Genomic DNA, 17687 nt, shown 5'->3' on the forward strand with positions numbered 1-17687 from the left:
TGAAAGCATAGTTGATAAAGTCGTGGTGGGAAGAATTGACAAAGACGGAACAGTTCATCCTTATGACTTAACATTCTATTTCAAAACAGGAGTTAAAGATAGTCAAGATTCTAATAACTTTAAAGATAAAAGAAAAAATGCCAAAGACAATGACATTAATAAATTGTGTTCCTACAAGAATGACGAGGATAAAAAATTATGTTCCCAAGCAAAAGACAACGCATGTGGAGACGGTAGCTCTGTTGTCCAAACTAAATACAGAACATCATTTAGATATAGAAATAGGGGAAGATGAATTATCTGAAATTGACTTTTCAAAAGACGCAACTTATGGAGAAATTAAAAAGTATGTGTTAGATAAATACGGACTAAAAGTTTCAAGCCTATATATTGCACAAATAAAAAGGAAACATGGTCTAATAGAGAGAGAAAATTATAATTTTAGTAAGAAAGAAAATCAAAGAGTGCCAAATTGCCCAGAAGAAAAAGAAAAAGCAATCGAAGATGCTTTAGAGCATTTTGGAATGATTTAAATAATATCTAAGATTGAAAATTTTAAAATTAAGACTTAAAAACTTTAAGATTAAAAAGATATGTACTTCTTATATAACCTAAGAAGATTAATTGAAAATCAGGGGAACGATGATGGTAAAATAAAAAATTTTAACAACTAAAGAAGAATTAGGCATTATTGCCAAAGAGGTTTTTATGAAGTTAAAAATACTGAAAAAGACTTGTTAGAATTGAAAATTTTAGATCATTGTGCAGGGTTTCGTGTCATAATAGTGATAGAGGCAAATAGTTATGTAAATATAAAGAGTTCAAGACTTCTACCAAAGTTTAAAACTCAAAAAATAAATAGTTGGTGTTCTGCTTAGAGTAACCATTTTGATAATGTGGATGCGAAACAAAAAGAGATAATCAGACTTCGTAAAAAATTGAAACAGGTTGAAATGGAGAATGATATTTTAAAGCAAGCTGCACTACTGTTAGGCAAAAAATAGACCTCATTATCTCGAACCGAGATAAATATAGCATTAGTGCAATGTGTAGACTACTTGGGGTCACAAGAAGTTTAGTCTATTATCATTTGAACAAAGAAAAAGATGTGAAATTAGATGAAGATGAAAAACTAATAGAAGAAATAAAAGAAATATTCAGAAGAAGTAGAAACAACTATGGAACACGCAAAATAAAAAAAGAACTAGGGAAAATTGGATATAAAATATCGAGAAGAAAAATAGGCCGAACAATGAAAAAAAATGGCCTAGTCTCAAACTATACAGTAGCACAATATAAAGTAATAAGATCCAAATGCAACGAAGAAGACATCCCTAACCTTTTAAATAGATAATTTGACAATAGAGACTATTTAGAAGCAATAGTAAGCGACCTAACATATGTAAGAGTAGGAAAAACATGGAATTATATATGTTTAATAATAGACTTAAACAGTCGTGAAATAATAGGATACTCATCAGGTAAAAACAAAGATGCAAATCTAGAAGCAGAAGCATTTTACTCAATAAGGCAGCCACTAAATCGTATAAAAATATTTCACACAGACAGAGGAAGAGAATTTAAAAATATAAAAATAGAAGAAATATTAAAGGTATTTGGGATAAAAAGATCGCTAAATAAAAAAGGAAGCCCATATGATAACGCAGTAAGCGAAGCAGTCAATAAAGTAATGAAGACAGAATTCATATATCAGGAGAACTTTACTAATTTCCAAGAACTTAATCTAAAATTAGCAGAATACGTATATTGGTATAATAACCTAAGAATTCATGGATCTTTAGGATATAAAACACCAGTAGAATATAGAAAAGCAGAATAAAAAGCTCTGGAAGTTTCATAAATTAAATAAAATATATGAACAGACTGTCAAGGGCAAATTTCAACGAAATTTGGGCGAAGCCTTTACCCTTGATTGTCTGAGAATATATTTTATAATCTAAAGAAACTTTCAAGCTTGATAATGTTCGGTTATAAATTGTCTAAAAAAGGGTTGCCATTCCATGTATTTGGGTTCATTAGAAGAATGCCGAGCAATGGGTAACATGACGCTGATGTGTTTATACACAAAAAAGCTACACGTGCGTTGGCTGACAACAGGGAGCTAAGTAAATTAACACCAGCTAAAATGTTTGACGCTATTAATAAATGACAAGTATATGAAATTGGTTTTACCTAGTTTAAAAAAGAAATTATAATGAAAATATGGAGGCTAAGAATATGAAGATTAATAATGAATGTTGTTGTGGATGCAAAACAGAAAAGCCGGATCAAATTAAAGACAATTGTCCTGTATGTAATAATGAAGGGATTTCCGTTAGTAAAGTAACTGTTGAACATCTAGTGGTAGATGATTATCGTAATGCTGTTAACGGAGATCAATATAAGATTTGCATGAACGAGGACTGCGACGTTGTTTACTATAACTTAGATAATGAAATAAAATTCTTGAAAGACCAAGTTAGAGTTCCTATCTGGTTTAAGAAAGATGCAGATCCTAAGTATGCTTGTTATTGTAGCGAAGTCACAGAAAATCAGGTAATTGAAGCAGTTGTAAAGCATGGCGCGAAATCCGTAAAAGAAGTAAATGCCATCACTGGGGCAATGAAAAATTCTAATTGTAAAGAAAACAATCCGTTGGGAGTTTGTTGTCATAAGATTATTCAGGAAGCTATCGATAAAGGCTTGAAAATGAAATAATTACAGTCGATATGTTCCTACAAACGAGAGCCAATCTTTGATATGTTTCCATCTACGAGCGTGGATATGTTCCCCATAACCTTAGGGGTTGAGAATGCAGTTTTGATAGCTATCAAGGCAACTCGACACACGTTGAAGCAGCAATTCTGATGACGTATTGTGGTTTGGACAAGGAATAATAGGAGTCAACCACAACATGTAGTGGTTTGAGTACGAAAATCGGGTCAAAAACAGGCTAAAAAATACCGTTTTTTGACCCTTTTAAATAGGGCATTTGACAGATGACATTTGATGTTTCGGGATTAAAAATCCATAGGGTGAGGTAGATTAGCACAGAACTTTATTGAATAGAGAAATTAAAAGTGATATAATCAGTTGCATAAGGAGGAGTTAAATATGTGTACATGTATTGCAGTAGTAGATATTACTTTATCTCATTTATAATGAAAAAAATTAAAGGAGGTAAAGGTATGGGTATGTTTTCTATATTTGTTATTGAGAGATTTCATGATCAACTAAACCAAAAATAATTGGTTATAATGAGCTCTTAAGATTAGTTCATTATAACCGGCAAGGAGAAGGTTATAATGAAACAGAAAAACCCGAAAAATACGCAAAATTTCATTACATCTAAAAAGCATGTAAAGGAAATATTAAAATATACGAATATCAATAAACAAGATAAAATAATAGAAATTGGGTCAGGAAAAGGACATTTTACCAAGGAACTTGTGGAAATGAGTCAACGGGTGAATGCTATAGAGATTGATGAAGGTTTATGTCATGCCACGAAAAAAGCAGTTGAACCTTTTCAGAATATAAAAGTTATTCATGAGGATATTTTGAAGTTTAGCTTTCCTAAAAATACAGACTATAAAATATTTGGTAATATTCCCTACAATATTAGTACTGATATTGTAAAAAAGATTGCTTTTGATAGTCAAGCGAAATATAGCTACCTTATTGTAGAGAGGGGATTTGCTAAAAGGTTGCAAAATACCCAACGAGCTTTAGGTTTGCTGTTAATGGTGGAAATGGATATAAAAATTCTTAAAAAAGTGCCACGAGCATATTTTCACCCTAAGCCTAATGTAGATTCTGTATTGATTGTACTTGAAAGGCATAAACCATTTATTTTAAAGAAGGACTACAAAAAGTATAGATTTTTCGTTTATAAATGGGTAAACAGGGAATATCATGTTCTTTTTACTAAAAATCAATTAAGACAGGTGCTGAAGCATGCGAATGTTACTGATCTTGATAAATTATCCAATGAACAATTTTTGTCTGTTTTCAATAGTTACAAATTATTTCAATAAATTAAAAATAATTAAGCGTTCTCTAACTTTAAGAGAACGCTTAATCTTATTGTGACTTTAGTCAGTTGAGCACGCAACGCGTGCGAAACAAAAAACTACCCGCTATGCGGGTAGGCAACAATAGGTTATACCAAAAAATCACCTTCGTATTATAATAGAGTTGTTCAGACCTAAAATAATAAGAGGTGATTAATATGGCACAAAAGGCAAATTCATTATCACACACAAAATGGATGTGTAAATATCATATTGTCTTTACACCAAAGTATAGACGAAAAATAGTATTTAATCAATACCGAGATAGTTTGGGAGAAATATTTAGGACATTATGCAAATACAAAGGAGTAGAAATAATAGAAGGACATTTAATGCCAGATCATGTGCATATGTTAGTTAGTATTCCCCCAAAAATATCAGTGTCAAGTTTTATGGGATACTTGAAAGGAAAAAGTGCACTAATGATGTTTGACAAGCATGCAAACCTAAAATACAAATTTGGAAATAGACATTTTTGGGCAGAGGGATATTATGTAAGTACGGTAGGATTGAATGAACAAACAATAGCAAAGTATATAAGAGAGCAATAGCAACACGACATAGCAATGGATAAATTAAGTGTAAAAGAATACGAAGATCCATTCAAAAGAAGATGAATGAAGCCCTTTCAGGGCTAGCTAAAGAGGCAAAAACAATAAGGTTTGAACAAAGTGAAAACCAGCGCCTTGAGACGCTGGTTGGTATCACTCGGGCTTATAGCCCGTGATCAAACCACCCGTTTGACGGGTGGTTATGATTACATTGAAAAATGCATTCTATTATTTTCAATTATTATGATATAACATAACTATCATTTTACTTATTTGCATATTTGCACGAAAATATAGTTATCGACGACTATTCTGATAATAGCAACTAATATAGTCAATGATAACTCAAAATTTATTGATATAGTAGGTATATGTGCAACTAATTAATGAAGAAATAATATTTAAAGGAATTTGAAATGTAGCAAATAGATGTATTAGAATATCTGATATTCTAATACATCTATTTGTATATAAATCAAGATTAAATATCGAGAATATGGTGGCGAAGTTTAGGTCAACTAAAGACCAATAAACTTCGTCATTTTTTTATGCTTAAAAATAGAAAGAAAGGATTGGGAACAATGTCAAAATTATTTATGTATGGTACATCCTTGGAAGGAATAGAGCAATTGATGGTTATGGTTCCAAATTTCCAGCCAAGAGGAAATGGAATAATCATCAATAATTATTTTAATTGCCAAGGGGGTGATGGAGATTGCAAGATTGGTGTGATTAATGTTGATGATGATTGTAAGGAGTGTGGACACATTGGTTCAAACTTCAAAATCAATGTGGATAGATGTAGATATAAGGATCTAGTCAGAGAGTGCTTTGGAAAGATAAATAATTATTATTTAAAGGAAAGATTAGAAAGTCTAGCAAATAATTTCAAGGGGGAAATCTTTTTAAATCATAACCACAAAGAAAGATTCTATAATTTTCTTCGAAACCAAGATCTAGATATTCATGATATATCCCCAAGATTTATTGCTATCCTATTTTTACTTACTGCCGATGAAAATCTATGGAAGGTTTCTGAAAATCATATTTTAAATGTTAAGTTTGGCTTAAAACAAATATGTCTTCGGGATATAGATACCAATGGCTATGCCTTATACCAAACTGCAAAGACCCTATCAACTGGAAAGGAGTGTATAAGAATCAATGAGCTAGCAGATAGGGAATTAATAGATGACTATATATTTAAATCAATAATTAACTCTGCCTTAATCAATAGATACGGGACAGAGTTATTTTTAATTAATAAATAGAATGGAGGAAAAAGATTGAATATAACTATTAAAAAATCAAGGGATGATGATAAAAGAAAAACCATATGGATTCCAATGGAGGAAGATAAACTACAAGAGGTATGCAATGAATTAGGAATAGAAATGAGTACAAGGTCAAACTGTTATATAGAAGGCAGTAGGGATGAAAGATTTTCAAATATACTGGCTGATAAAAATGTAAATATAGATGAACTAAACTATTTAATGAAAAGATTTGATGGGTTCAGTCCAAGGGAAATAGAAAAGTTTTGTGCTGCGACCTTTACAGAAGAACCTAATACAATGGCAGATTTAGTAAGCCTAAGTTTCAACTTGCATTGCTATAGCCTTATAAATAACTTCAGCGATTTTGATAAGCTAGGCAAGGATCTATATTAAACTGAGAAAATGGCAGTAGCAACTAAAGAATTAGATGAACTAGATGGAGAAGAATATGCAATGGAAGTAATAAAAAACAATAAAAGTGCTAGAGTAACTCCTTATTTCGTCTTTTGACTCATCAAGTATTTTTAATATTCTTGGTGCCTATTTTTGTATTAAATGTAATAAATGAAAAGTTTATATGTATACAGAAAGACTATATGGTAATATATTCAATTAACGAGAAAAAGAATATTAGAAAGATATTTTATATTATTTTGGGGACTGAATTAATATTTTATATTTTGGGACAAATTTTTTTTCAAGGAATTAATTATTTTATAACAGGTGAAGTGTATTTAATTAGTATTAAGTTTAATGTATTAACAATTTTAGAAATTCTATCTGCAAGTTATATAGTTCTATCTATTTTATTACTATTAAAAAAGGATTTGTTTACTTATATAAACTATTACATTTTATTAATGGTACTTTTAGTAGTTAATAGTGGATATATTACATTTCCGATGACTATAAAAGTTTTAAGTTTACTACAACATGATTATATAAAACTACTACTATCAAGAACATTTTTGTTTTTGTTAACCTTCTTTATTTTTAAAATGTCTCTTAAAAGATATAGTAGTAAATTTTATGGTGGATAATAATGGATAAATTGGCATATATTGGAGTTATAAATCATGATGAAAATGTTGAATATCCATTAAATTTTTCCAGTGATGGTATTTATGAAGTTGTTTGTAAATTTAATGGTGGATGTGAAATAAAAATCAAATCAAGTAATTATATAGATGCTCATGAAATTCATAAAGATTATTATAAATTTCACATTAATGTTTTTCTGCCAATTATTGGACTAATAGGTTTAGTATATGGGGTAAAGGAAAAGGATAAGTTGTTTATGGCATTAAATATCCTTTTGATTTTATTACTTCCTATAACAATGTTCGTAGGTCATCTAGTAGGATCTCCTTAAGTAATATAATAAGCTTAGAGTAAAATTTTGTAAATAATCTTAAAAAGATATAAGTTTATCTGCTTATAGCATTTTATCTCTCCACTTCCTTCCCATAAGTGATTTTCATAGTTTTTCCTATACTGAAAAAGGTCAGAAAATTCTTCTTTATTCAAAGAATGCTCTTGCATAAGGGTATTCTTTTTTATTGCAACTTATCGAGTCTGATTAATATTTCTTTTATGTTTGGTAATATTTTATAGATTTCTAAAATTTCATTAGTAGCTATTTTATAAATAGAAAGTTCGATATAATACTTCTCTGTAAATTGGTTTTATTCAGTTTTTTTACATTTTTATACTTCATGATGTAAGATCTTTATTTCAGTTTCAATTTTTTAAAATTTATTCAGTGGATGTTGTATATCATAAGAAAATAACTAGCTTTAAATCAATTTCTCCAAACCTAGATTTTATATCTACATCTATTTATTTTAGTACAGATAAGATTGAGCGATTACATCAATACGATTATGTCCTAAGTATTTGCTGGTTATTAACATAGCTTTTCGATCTAATATTTCTCCAGCTCTATCATTTCTCATGATGTATCTTTCTCCTCCTTCTGAAATTAAACCACCAGGTATTTCATCTATTGGTCTTGCATAATGATTATAAATTCTCTTGGCGTATACTGCTCTGTAGTGGTGGTTGTCATAATGAGAAGGTAATTTTGGTGCTATTTTAAGCTCTCCAGCTTCTTTAAAAATATTTATTATTTCATCTGTTTCTTCTTTATCTTTGCCCATGATTAAAGCTAAGCGTTTTTTTCCACCTTTTCCTTGTCTAACTTTTACATAATATTTTCCGTTGATTTCTTTTAAATCAACCCCTCTTACAGCTTCCATTTCTTTTTTTCTTAATCCTGTAGAGCTTGTTATTTTAGAAAATTTTCTTTCTAGCTCTTCTGATATGTGTTTATCTCTTTTAGCTTCATATCGACTTCTTTTAATTGATTTTCTTGTCCTTGGAGCTGTCGCTATAAAGTTTGTAGATGATGTTCTTAAAACCTTTGCTATAGCTGATTTAGATGTGCTAATTGAGTAAGCAGATAAGTCTTGATTTGTTAAGTTTTTCAGATATTCATTTACGTGTTCTGTTTTAACTTGTTGCATTTTCTTTATTTCAGGATAATTTTCTTTCAAAAATTCTGCAAATTTATAACATTGTTTTTTGTATGTCTTATAAGTTGTAACGCTATAAATTTTATTTATTGTTGTAGTTGATAAATCATTTTTATCGTCATTTCTTGATGTACTCATACCATCATTTAACATTCTTGTTAATCTATCATAAATCTGATTTTTTAAAATGTTTTTTTGCTTTCTTTTATCCCATTTTTTAGTTTTTTTCTTTTCTTCATCTATTATTCCAAATTCTTTGTTAAAAGCTTTGTTTGTGATATTAAAAGACATAGAATGCTCCTTTCAAATATATAACTATCTTTTTAAAATTAAAGCTCTTAAAAACGATTCTAGAGCCTTATTTGTTACTCTAATTGTTAAGACTAAGCTTTTTATACTACCGAGTCCGTAGAAGCTTCTAAGTTGTCCAATCTAAGACAAAACACATTTTTTAAAGAGCTTGGCTTGCTCTAAAGTACACATTTTTAGATTGATAGCTTGGCTTGCTATTTAATGCTTTTGTAAGTGAATTCCTACACTATACATTTTTTTACATACTTAAAATTTTTGCTCTATAAATCTTTTTTATTTTTTTCTTACTTCATATTTTGCGACTTCCTCTCTTTGTTTCCTCATTTTTGATCACTTATCTTTTTTATTTTCTCCATACCATCAATCTTCTATTTATAATTTGTCAGAAAAGGTTCTTAATAACAAAAGAGTTTAAAAACTTATCCTTGGTAAATACCCTAAATCTGTTTATACGTCCATAAATGGACCGTATAAACAGATTTTATTTATTGGAAATCCTGTGTAGAAAATAAAAATATTAAATTTTCTGACATATAAGAGATAGATTAAAAACTTTCTTTTATATGGGGGAATTATGAAAATAGAAAAAAACATCTTAGTAAGATATGAGAAATTTCAACGCATTGGCTTTGATAGAGTGAAATTTAAGAATGTAAGAGTTACCGAGTATGAGATTAATCACTTAATAAGCTTATATCAGAACTCATATGGAATAACGAAATTTAGTTATTATAGAAAAGAACTGAAATCCATTCGAATTGAAAGGGGAGGAATTGGGCGATTGGAGATAAGAAGAGAGAATTGTTGCAACATAGATTGTGGCTTATATGCAAGAATAGATTTTTCGCCAACGGACATTCTAGGACAAAATATAGAAAATTTTTCTTTAGAAGAATTAAAAGATGTGGTTGTGGAAATTAAAAATATATTATACGAAGATTATAAAATTGAGATAGACATATCAAATGTCATTTTTAACTATTGTGAAATTAACTACAATTATTTAACGACAGGTAATACTAAAGATTTTGAAGACCCATTACGTACTCTGGTTAGATTTATCCCGTATATGAAAATTTGCATAGATATTGAAAACCATAAAGAGAAAGACGGCTATGAATCCAAAACAATAACAGCACAAAATCAACGACATAAAATTACATTTTATGATAAATTAAAAGAAACAAAAAAGAAGCATAAAAATAAAGAAATCGTCATCGTTGATGAAAATGGAGAGATACTAAATGGGAGTATTTATAGATATGAGCATACAATAAAAAAAACAGATAAGTTTAAAGATTTTTTTGAAGAAACAAATCTTTTTAATTTAAATGAAGAAGTGTTTCGTCAAAAATTATTCTTATATTTAGAAAAAAATCTTTTTAAGCCATATGAAAAGCAAAAATTAATGTGTAGAGACCTTCTTGTGAAAGCCGTTAAAAAATATAGGGAAAAGGATCGAAGAGGAAAAGAGTGGGGAAGCTTAATGATTAGCGATATCCTAATTCAAGAAAGGCAATTAGGTTATCAAATACTTTTTGATTCAGATGATTTGTTAGAAATTGTTAGTGAAGTTTTTTTAAAAGATAAAAACAAAGGGCGCATTTTAGGATATATAAAAAGACTGTTATGCAAGGAGCCGTATCTTTATTATTCTAAAAATAAAAAAGAGAAAGTTGAAAATTTAGTTTATAGTATAAAAAGTCAATTTCATGACCTCATTAAATGAGGATAGAAGTGATATGTATTGTGAAAAAGGATAGATATTCGATTGGTGTAAGTAGTAGAATTTAAAGAAAGTATTACTCTCTTTAGTTAGTGTAAAAGATAAGTAGCAATCTCTTATAATAATAGGAAGAATTTTCAATGACGACAAGTTTGTTATTGGATATTAATTCTGACATATAAAGACTGTAAGAAGTAACTATATATATTAGGAAAGGAAATTATTATGATATTAGAAAAAGAAGAATTGTTGGATAAGGTTTTTAAAAGTGTAGTCATGAATATTATGTCGGTAGAAAAATCTATTTTAAGTGAAGAAGTGTGGCTAGATGTTGGAGGACACTATTATTGTGTAGATGGCGTCAGAGATATTTTACTAGAAAGAGAAGGTGAGTCACTTCAGTACTTTTTAAGCGATATGATAGTAACCATAAGATGCTATGTAGAAGTTTATGGAAGTTTTGATATAGAGCTTGATTTAGAGAGTATAGGCTTTAAAAACTTCATAAAGTTGTCCCATTTGTTTAATGAAAAATTCTTTAATAACTGGCATAGCTTTGTGTATGAGATCCAAAGAGAGTGACTAAAAAATTATAATTAAATCTAGTAAAAATAAAAGCTTGAGATTGTCTAACCTCAAGCTTTTATTTTTTAATTCACAGCTAAATCATCCACTATTAAATCCTCATAGTCAACTGTAATTTCATCATAATTTTTCCTTGCAGAGACTAGTATTGCCGATACGAAAACAAAGTCATTTATTTCGAGCGAAACATCATTTACACGCATGTTTTTAGAGTATTGAAGTGTAATTACTTGCTCTCTATAGTCTCGCACTTGAATCGTAATCCAATTATTGAACTCTTTGATGCTTAAGATAGAACCGCTAAGAAAAACTCGTGAAAATGGGTTTTTAAAAGAAAAACCTATATTTTCTATTTCAAAGGCTTCTGATAACAAAGTGTTCTCTAAGACTATTTTTTCACCAAGAAAATACTGTTCTTTTCTACCTTCATATAAATAGGGAATGACAGGGCTTTTCACAAAACCTGTAATATAAACAGTTTGATTCATTTTAAAATCATGAATATCTATAGATTCAAAGTATACTTTCATATAATTTGGCTCTCTTTTCCCATTAATAAAGATTGTTAAGTATGGATTTCTTTCCTTAAAACCTCCTTTTCCTACAATCCTTCCGCGGCAATAAAACTCGTTTAATAGTGGAATTTTCCTATCTTTTTTCATTTTTTACTCCTTTCTTCAATTAACTATTGAATATATGCATTAAAAGATTTTCAATAAAAAAGTCTGTGTGGAGAAAAACACGAATCAATACTTTTTTCTGACATATACAAGGTGAAATCAAAATTAGGAGGCAATTTACCTTGTATAATAAAAATAGCGTAAAAGATTGTTCTTATGAATTAGATGGGTTGGCACGTCTCTTACAAGAATTAATAGAAAAGTATGCAGATCAGTTAGATTTTGAAAAATTGGAAGTACCGCCAAGATGTTCAGAAAAAAATAAAAATGAGGATAATATTAATTCATCGGATTAGGTTATTGTATTGACTTTTATATTATGATTTATGTAAAATATAGGTATAACTATAACGTGAAAATATGTCCAAACTAAAGGTGGAAAAATGAAAAATAAAAAGGCGTATGTATATACAAGAGTGTCAACATCTATGCAAATTGACGGTTACTCACTTGATGCTCAGGAAGAAAGAATAAAACAGTATGCAAAAGCTTATGGTATAGAAATAATAGAAACCTATAAAGATGCTGGAAAATCAGGAACATCTATTTCAGGTAGAAATGAATTCATAGCTATGCTTAATGATATAGAAGCTGAAAAAGATAAAGTTGATTATGTAATGGTTTTTAAATTATCTAGATTTGGAAGAAATGCAGCGGATGTATTGCAGTCATTGCAAGTCATGGAAAATCATAATGTAAATCTGATTTGTGTTGATGATAGTTTAGATAGTTCTAAAGATTCTGGAAAGCTTGTTATAACAATTCTATCGGCAGTAGCAGAAATGGAACGTGAAAATATACTTTCTCAAACTATGGAAGGAAGGAAACAAAAGGCAAGAGAAGGAAAATGGAATGGTGGTTTTGCTCCAATTGGCTATTCATTAGATAATGGAGAATTAGTTGTTAATGAAGATGAAGCTAAAGCAGTAAGGATGATTTTTGATTTATATGCTAATTCAGATATGGGAGCCAATGGAGTATCTAAGTATTTAGTTTCTTTAGGTATTAATAAACCTATAAGACAAAATGGCAAGAATCCATATTTTTCAGCTAGTTTAATAAGACAAATATTGGATAATCCTGTATATAATGGGAAAATTGCATATGGAAGAAGAAAAACAATTAAAGATAAAACTACTGGTAAAATTAAATTAGAAAAATCTGATCATTATATTATAGCTCAAGGAAATCATGAAGCTTTAATTGATGATGAGTTGTGGAATACAGTACAGGAAAAAAGAAAATCTCAAGCTAAAAAGTATGAGAAGATAAATAGAGGAAAAGATGAGAGAGTTCATATCTTATCAAATCTAATAAAATGCCCATATTGTGGTGCTGGTTTGTATGGAAACAAAAGCCGTAAACGTAATAAAAACAAAGAAGGAGAGCATTACAAAGATTATTACTATTACGGTTGTAAACATAGACAAATGATGAATGGACATAAATGTACTTTTAATAAACAAATTAGAGCTGAATTAATTGAAAAAGAAGTTGAAACAATAATTACTCAAGTAGTTAGTAATCCTACTTTTGCCAAAAAAATTGAAGAAAAAATCAATATTCAAATAGACACAAAAGAAATTGATGAAGTTATTAATAAGCACTTAGCGAAGATTAGGCAATTAACAGGTACAAAAGCATCACTAATTAATCAAATAGATTCTTTAAATTTTGAAGATAAACATTATGATAGAAAATACACCGATTTAAATCTTAGACTTGATGCTATATATGACCAGTTAGAATATGCAGAAATGCAGTTAAATGATAGCAGAAAAAGGAAAGAGGCAATTCTTGAAGAAAAAATAACCTCGGATAATATTTATAAGATTCTTGTAAATTTTAATAGCCTTTATACAGTTCTTTCAGATATCGACAAGAAGAGATTACTTAACGAAATGATAGAAGAAATTCAAATTTATGACGAAAAAACAGAAAAGGACACTTGGATAAAATCGGTTGTTTTCAAGCTTCCGCTTATAGATAATGAGATTGACTTTGGTTTGGACAATAAAGATAATGTCGAGGCTGTAGTATTGATGACAAGAAATTAAGATAATAGGCCATAAAAGTGTTGAAATCAATGAGTTTAGCAAAAAATGCATTGGATTGGATGACTTGTTTACAATGTGATTTTATAGCATTTGAAAATAGTATTTACTACTGGAAATAGTTAGTTGTGGCTATAGAACTACTTTTTGTTCATTACAAGACTATAGGACTATTGTCAAATAGGCTTTTTTGTGTATAGAGACAATAGAACTATTGTCATAAAATATATTTTTATAAGCTAGGAGGTAATTATATGACAAAATATGCATATAGAGATAAAGAGAGAAAAAATATTATTTTTGCAAATCAGGCAATAGAAGAAGATAGAAATAAGGAATTTTATTGTCCTAATCCTGTATGTAATGCAAAATTATATATTTGTGCAATTGATGGAAGTAAAAATGCTTATTTTAGAGCAACAAAGTCTGATTCTAAGCATATTGAAAACTGTCCATATGGGAATAGTGTTGCAGAATTTGACAATAGTAAATTTGATGAATCAAAGTTCGATTATGAAGATGCAATAAATAATCTTTTATGCAACACAAAACCATCATCACAAAAAAGCATTCCTTATGCACATGGTACTGGTGAACCTAGTGCTCATCCACCAAGAACATTAAGACAAATGTATTCATTGTGTAAAAGTTTCCCTGTTAGAAATACATATGCAGGTAAAGCAATTGGTTCAATGATATTAGATGACAGGAGCGAATATATGTATCCAAAAGGGTGTTTTGGCAATAAGATAATTGAAGCGACTGTAGACGTAAAATCATATAATGATAATAAGAAAGAAGTTTATTTAGTGTCTCCTATTAATAGTAAAAAATATACGTTTATATTATCATTTTCAGATGAAGAAAATTATAAAAAAATTCGATCTGAAATATATAACAATAGAGATAAGATTATAGCTATTGCTGGAAAATGGAAATCATCAGGCGTATATAATAAATTTACTTCAAAAGTATATGGAAAAAAACAAGTGGCTATTATAAAAAAATAAGATTAATTTAAGAAGTTTAAAAATAGACTTAAAAATTAACATGGAGACTATAGTGTTGATATTGAGAGAAAAGAAAGCAGCAGTTGTAACAAAGGATGCTGAACAGGAAATGCTCAGAAAACGAATAAATGAAATGCGACATTTTCTTCAAACGCAAACTAGCAGAATCACAGAATATGATGAGCAACTAGTCAGAAGGCTTATTGAAAAAATCACAGTTTATGATGATAAACTAATTTTCGAATTTAGATCCGGCATGACTATTGAACTCAAGAGATAATTGAATTGGAACTATTACATCAACACCTTGCAGCAATGCAGGGTGTTTTCACGTTCATAGAAAATTTACAGAGCAAAACCGTGCCGGGATTGAATTTATAAACCAAATGGATTATGATGTAGTAAGTGAGGTGCGTTTTAGACATGGAGGATTAAGATGAAAACATCCGATATGATTAAAGAATTATGTAATAAAAAGAATATAAGCGTTTCGGAACTTGCAAGGAGGATAGGTCAGACTCCACAGAACTTTGGTAAGAAACTGAAACGAGATACAGTTACTCTTGAGGAGTTGAAACAGATAGCTGATGTGACGGAGGTTACTTTTGAACAGTCATTTGTCTTTCCGAATGGAGAACAGATAAAAACGAGTAATGAATGAGGTGATTATAGTGGATTCAGATACTAATAAAACAATTGAAGAAGTAAAAATTGTTGAAGCTGAAAAAAGACCTATCGTTATATTTAAAACAGATGCTGATAAATATGGTCGTGATATAACATTGATGAGTGATTTCTTTGATGGTTATGTTCAACAAATGGCATTATCAATAAAAGACCAATCTAACCTTGAAGTCATTCAAGATATTCCTGTTGCCAGTATAGGAATAATAAACGATGCAATACATCAAGCGAGTGTAGTATTAAAGGGAAATATAACTTTATTGCCTGATTTCGATGGTCTTCCTGTAGGTATAAAAGATAAGCTAAAAAAGGGTATTTACACTGTTGGTGAATCAAAACAGGTTGATGGTAATCTTCGTGCAGTTATACTTGATGAAGAAGGAGTGCGTGTAAAGGATATTACATTGAAAAGAGTAATAAGTAATCCAGGAAACGTTGAAACTGTGCGTAGCATTGGAAACCAAATGCAAATGCGTCAAATATATGCGAAGTTAGCTGATATTCAAGAGTTTCAAACCTATCAGCTTGAAAAGGATAGAGACCGAGATATAATTGTTCCTTTTTTAGATGCTAGATCACTTGTTTTGGAGGCAGAGTATAAACAAACGGAAAAAGAAAAAATAGCAGCATTGAAAGCCGCAGACGATAAGATTAGGACGGCATTAAATGCTGTTTATGCTGATATTGAAACAACAACACGTTCATTTGCTAAAAGAACCAATACACCATTTCTACAGTTTGGAAATCAGTTGAATACCTATATGAATTTTCTTACTAGTGATTTTCAAATAGCAACAAAGTATGTAGGAGTTAGAATGCAACTTTTGGAATATTTGGGGGATTTAAATGTAGCAAAGGAAGTACTACAAGCCTACCAACACGTTGTTTATGATTTTTTGACAAAGCCAGTGACACGTAAAGGGATAACGGCTGTGAATTTGATGCATGATTACTTCCCATATACTAAGGATAATTTGAATTGTTGGCATTATTTTTCGAAAGAAATGCAACCGGCTCTTGAAAGAAGTATGAGTGCATTATCCATTGGTATGGATGAAACACAAAATCAAGAAATATATGTTATGACAGTGGAGAATGATGATTATGGGCAATAAAGAAAAAACTTGTATGGTGTGTGGAAGAATCATTACAGATCCAAAAAATAAAACGGGATTATGTCCAAAACATCAAAAACAAGGTAATAATATAATTGGAATGGGTGCTATTGCTGGTATTGGGATAGGCTTAAAAAAGTATGGTCCCAAGGTAGCAAAGGCACTTATAAAAGTGATAAAGAAATAATATCAATGGTGGTGTCTACATGGACTTGTTATTAAACGATATTCTTTATTTGTCAAAAGAAGAGATTAACAATAGTAAAATAGAATTTAATATGCAAGCCGGAAGTGGAGGACAACCATTTCTTGATAGATGGTTAAAACATTCTGAAAGAGATAAAGCAAACGGTACTTGCAAGGACTGTTCATATTGGGGTTGGTATGGAAAGCAGAGGAACTTTTATCCTGGACAATGGGTTTTTAGTTTCGCAAGAATGCCAGAAGATGAATGGTTGCTTATTTCGGCTGCACAGATAATAGATACTCCAGCCAATGATTGGGCTGATGTTCAAGTGCTTGATAGATTTATTCCATTATTCGGAAGGCTCATCATCAAATGCAAGAAAGGTAACACCTTTTCAAGATATGTATTTAATTTGAGCAAATATCTTGATCAAGCAATTGTCCGAGAGGTTCTTCCATGTGTTTATAGTGGCGAGAAGTTTGAAGGATATGACCGTGTGCATCTGCCATATCATAGATTATCTGACATTTTCAATGGTCGGATTCTCCCAACTTATTATGAAGCCTTAAAAAAGATAACAGGAGTTTATTGTTTAACTGATACTCACACAGGAAAGTTATATATTGGTTCTGCAACAGGCGAAGAAGGAGTTGCCCAAAGATGGGGTAATTATCTAGATTCCAAGCATGGCGGAAATAAAAAACTTATCGCACTCTATGAACAGAAGGGTGCAGAGTATTTTGAGAAGTATTTTACATATACATTGTTAGAGTATTTTGGTTTGTCATATGATACTGTGAAGATTATTGAAAGAGAGCAATATTGGAAACGTTGCTTTGATACGATTAAGAATGGTTATAATGACAACTGATAAAAATGTTTTGAAGATATTGCCCTGT

General features: G+C 30.0%; 19 protein-coding genes and 4 pseudogenes. 20 read left to right on the top strand and 3 right to left on the bottom strand.

The window, feature by feature from the left end; genetic code table 11:
- From HMPREF3045_RS00005 to HMPREF3045_RS00050, 10 genes and pseudogenes are all read left to right on the top strand, one after another.
- Positions 1–295 (top strand): annotated as a pseudogene (locus tag HMPREF3045_RS00005) (recombinase family protein); the annotation flags it as partial.
- The gene (locus tag HMPREF3045_RS00010; protein WP_002846220.1) at positions 243–533 is read left to right on the top strand and encodes a hypothetical protein; all 291 of its coding nucleotides are present in this window, start codon (positions 243–245) and stop codon (positions 531–533) included. The pseudogene HMPREF3045_RS00005 and the gene HMPREF3045_RS00010, both read left to right, overlap by 53 nt.
- A 357-nt stretch (positions 534–890) precedes the next feature.
- Positions 891–1840: pseudogene (locus HMPREF3045_RS09385) on the top strand (IS3 family transposase); the annotation flags it as partial.
- Positions 1841–2238: 398 nt separating this feature from the next.
- Positions 2239–2718 (top strand): Csac_0668 family 2Fe-2S cluster-binding (seleno)protein, encoded by a 480-nt coding sequence (locus HMPREF3045_RS00020; RefSeq protein WP_000700631.1) that lies wholly within the window; start codon positions 2239–2241, stop codon positions 2716–2718.
- A 470-nt stretch (positions 2719–3188) separates the two neighbouring features.
- The gene (locus HMPREF3045_RS09500; RefSeq protein WP_373880581.1) at positions 3189–3248 is read left to right on the top strand and encodes an erythromycin resistance leader peptide; all 60 of its coding nucleotides are present in this window, start codon (positions 3189–3191) and stop codon (positions 3246–3248) included.
- Positions 3249–3305: 57 nt separating this feature from the next.
- A complete protein-coding gene (gene erm(A) / locus HMPREF3045_RS00025) occupies positions 3306–4037 on the top strand; it encodes a 23S rRNA (adenine(2058)-N(6))-methyltransferase Erm(A) (RefSeq protein WP_000810833.1) in 732 nt (243 codons plus the stop codon).
- Positions 4038–4231: 194 nt separating this feature from the next.
- Positions 4232–4621: pseudogene (gene tnpA, locus HMPREF3045_RS00030) on the top strand (IS200/IS605 family transposase); the annotation flags it as partial.
- A 584-nt stretch (positions 4622–5205) separates the two neighbouring features.
- Positions 5206–5895, top strand: a complete 690-nt coding sequence (locus HMPREF3045_RS00035; protein ID WP_000039974.1) for a hypothetical protein — start codon at positions 5206–5208, stop codon at positions 5893–5895.
- A gap of 15 nt (positions 5896–5910) precedes the next feature.
- Positions 5911–6294, top strand: coding sequence for a hypothetical protein (locus HMPREF3045_RS00040; protein WP_001027813.1), 384 nt, complete (start codon positions 5911–5913; stop codon positions 6292–6294).
- A gap of 649 nt (positions 6295–6943) precedes the next feature.
- Positions 6944–7273, top strand: coding sequence for a hypothetical protein (locus HMPREF3045_RS00050; protein WP_000359188.1), 330 nt, complete (start codon positions 6944–6946; stop codon positions 7271–7273).
- A gap of 73 nt (positions 7274–7346) precedes the next feature.
- Here HMPREF3045_RS00050 and HMPREF3045_RS09390 read toward each other — a convergent pair.
- Both HMPREF3045_RS09390 and HMPREF3045_RS00055 read right to left on the bottom strand, forming a co-directional pair.
- Positions 7347–7583: pseudogene (locus HMPREF3045_RS09390) on the bottom strand (hypothetical protein); the annotation flags it as partial.
- A 162-nt stretch (positions 7584–7745) separates the two neighbouring features.
- On the bottom strand, positions 7746–8726 hold the full coding sequence (locus HMPREF3045_RS00055; RefSeq protein WP_000009490.1) for a site-specific integrase: 981 nt from the start codon (positions 8724–8726) through the stop codon (positions 7746–7748).
- Positions 8727–9321: 595 nt separating this feature from the next.
- Here HMPREF3045_RS00055 and HMPREF3045_RS00060 point away from each other — a divergent pair.
- Together HMPREF3045_RS00060 and HMPREF3045_RS00065 are read left to right on the top strand one after the other, a co-directional pair.
- On the top strand, positions 9322–10476 hold the full coding sequence (locus HMPREF3045_RS00060) for a hypothetical protein (protein WP_000687657.1): 1155 nt from the start codon (positions 9322–9324) through the stop codon (positions 10474–10476).
- A gap of 222 nt (positions 10477–10698) precedes the next feature.
- Positions 10699–11055, top strand: coding sequence for a hypothetical protein (locus HMPREF3045_RS00065; protein WP_070736655.1), 357 nt, complete (start codon positions 10699–10701; stop codon positions 11053–11055).
- A gap of 68 nt (positions 11056–11123) precedes the next feature.
- On the opposite strand, the gene HMPREF3045_RS00070 is transcribed toward HMPREF3045_RS00065, so the two are convergent.
- Positions 11124–11720, bottom strand: coding sequence for a hypothetical protein (locus HMPREF3045_RS00070; protein ID WP_000711069.1), 597 nt, complete (start codon positions 11718–11720; stop codon positions 11124–11126).
- A 140-nt stretch (positions 11721–11860) separates the two neighbouring features.
- On the opposite strand from HMPREF3045_RS00070, the gene HMPREF3045_RS00075 reads away from it, so the two are divergent.
- The 8 genes from HMPREF3045_RS00075 to HMPREF3045_RS00110 all read left to right on the top strand — a co-directional run bounded on the left by HMPREF3045_RS00075 (position 11861) and on the right by HMPREF3045_RS00110 (position 17659).
- Positions 11861–12034: a hypothetical protein gene (locus HMPREF3045_RS00075; protein ID WP_000282420.1), complete on the top strand. Its 174-nt coding sequence runs from the start codon at positions 11861–11863 to the stop codon at positions 12032–12034.
- Positions 12035–12121: 87 nt separating this feature from the next.
- Positions 12122–13795: a recombinase family protein gene (locus HMPREF3045_RS00080; RefSeq protein ID WP_070736656.1), complete on the top strand. Its 1674-nt coding sequence runs from the start codon at positions 12122–12124 to the stop codon at positions 13793–13795.
- 251 nt (positions 13796–14046) lie between these two features.
- On the top strand, positions 14047–14802 hold the full coding sequence (locus tag HMPREF3045_RS00085) for a hypothetical protein (protein ID WP_070736657.1): 756 nt from the start codon (positions 14047–14049) through the stop codon (positions 14800–14802).
- Positions 14803–14863: 61 nt separating this feature from the next.
- Entirely contained in the window at positions 14864–15082 is a 219-nt protein-coding gene (locus tag HMPREF3045_RS00090; RefSeq protein ID WP_180362988.1) for a resolvase, read from the top strand.
- A 156-nt stretch (positions 15083–15238) separates the two neighbouring features.
- Positions 15239–15463 (top strand): helix-turn-helix domain-containing protein, encoded by a 225-nt coding sequence (locus HMPREF3045_RS00095; RefSeq protein WP_070736659.1) that lies wholly within the window; start codon positions 15239–15241, stop codon positions 15461–15463.
- A gap of 10 nt (positions 15464–15473) precedes the next feature.
- Positions 15474–16601 (top strand): hypothetical protein, encoded by a 1128-nt coding sequence (locus tag HMPREF3045_RS00100; RefSeq protein WP_218970135.1) that lies wholly within the window; start codon positions 15474–15476, stop codon positions 16599–16601.
- The gene (locus HMPREF3045_RS00105; RefSeq protein ID WP_070736746.1) at positions 16591–16788 is read left to right on the top strand and encodes a hypothetical protein; all 198 of its coding nucleotides are present in this window, start codon (positions 16591–16593) and stop codon (positions 16786–16788) included. Before HMPREF3045_RS00100 ends, HMPREF3045_RS00105 begins: the two co-directional genes overlap by 11 nt.
- 19 nt (positions 16789–16807) lie before the next feature.
- Positions 16808–17659 (top strand): GIY-YIG nuclease family protein, encoded by an 852-nt coding sequence (locus HMPREF3045_RS00110; protein ID WP_070736661.1) that lies wholly within the window; start codon positions 16808–16810, stop codon positions 17657–17659.
- Positions 17660–17687: the final 28 nt, after the last annotated feature.

Source organism: Anaerococcus sp. HMSC075B03, assembly GCF_001815585.1.
GTDB lineage: Bacteria > Bacillota > Clostridia > Tissierellales > Peptoniphilaceae > Anaerococcus > Anaerococcus vaginalis.

What these genes read in the sequence shown, in the direction of transcription:
- HMPREF3045_RS00095 (WP_070736659.1), top strand. Translation starts at nt 15,239, where the DNA reads ATGAAAACATCCGATATGATTAAAGAATTATGTAATAAAAAGAATATA.
- HMPREF3045_RS00105 (WP_070736746.1), top strand. Translation starts at nt 16,591, where the DNA reads ATGGGCAATAAAGAAAAAACTTGTATGGTGTGTGGAAGAATCATTACA.
- HMPREF3045_RS00055 (WP_000009490.1), bottom strand. Translation starts at nt 8,726, where the DNA reads ATGTCTTTTAATATCACAAACAAAGCTTTTAACAAAGAATTTGGAATA.
- HMPREF3045_RS00050 (WP_000359188.1), top strand. Translation starts at nt 6,944, where the DNA reads ATGGATAAATTGGCATATATTGGAGTTATAAATCATGATGAAAATGTT.
- HMPREF3045_RS00035 (WP_000039974.1), top strand. Translation starts at nt 5,206, where the DNA reads ATGTCAAAATTATTTATGTATGGTACATCCTTGGAAGGAATAGAGCAA.
- HMPREF3045_RS00065 (WP_070736655.1), top strand. Translation starts at nt 10,699, where the DNA reads ATGATATTAGAAAAAGAAGAATTGTTGGATAAGGTTTTTAAAAGTGTA.
- HMPREF3045_RS00085 (WP_070736657.1), top strand. Translation starts at nt 14,047, where the DNA reads ATGACAAAATATGCATATAGAGATAAAGAGAGAAAAAATATTATTTTT.
- HMPREF3045_RS00080 (WP_070736656.1), top strand. Translation starts at nt 12,122, where the DNA reads ATGAAAAATAAAAAGGCGTATGTATATACAAGAGTGTCAACATCTATG.
- HMPREF3045_RS00110 (WP_070736661.1), top strand. Translation starts at nt 16,808, where the DNA reads ATGGACTTGTTATTAAACGATATTCTTTATTTGTCAAAAGAAGAGATT.
- HMPREF3045_RS00070 (WP_000711069.1), bottom strand. Translation starts at nt 11,720, where the DNA reads ATGAAAAAAGATAGGAAAATTCCACTATTAAACGAGTTTTATTGCCGC.
- HMPREF3045_RS00020 (WP_000700631.1), top strand. Translation starts at nt 2,239, where the DNA reads ATGAAGATTAATAATGAATGTTGTTGTGGATGCAAAACAGAAAAGCCG.
- HMPREF3045_RS00060 (WP_000687657.1), top strand. Translation starts at nt 9,322, where the DNA reads ATGAAAATAGAAAAAAACATCTTAGTAAGATATGAGAAATTTCAACGC.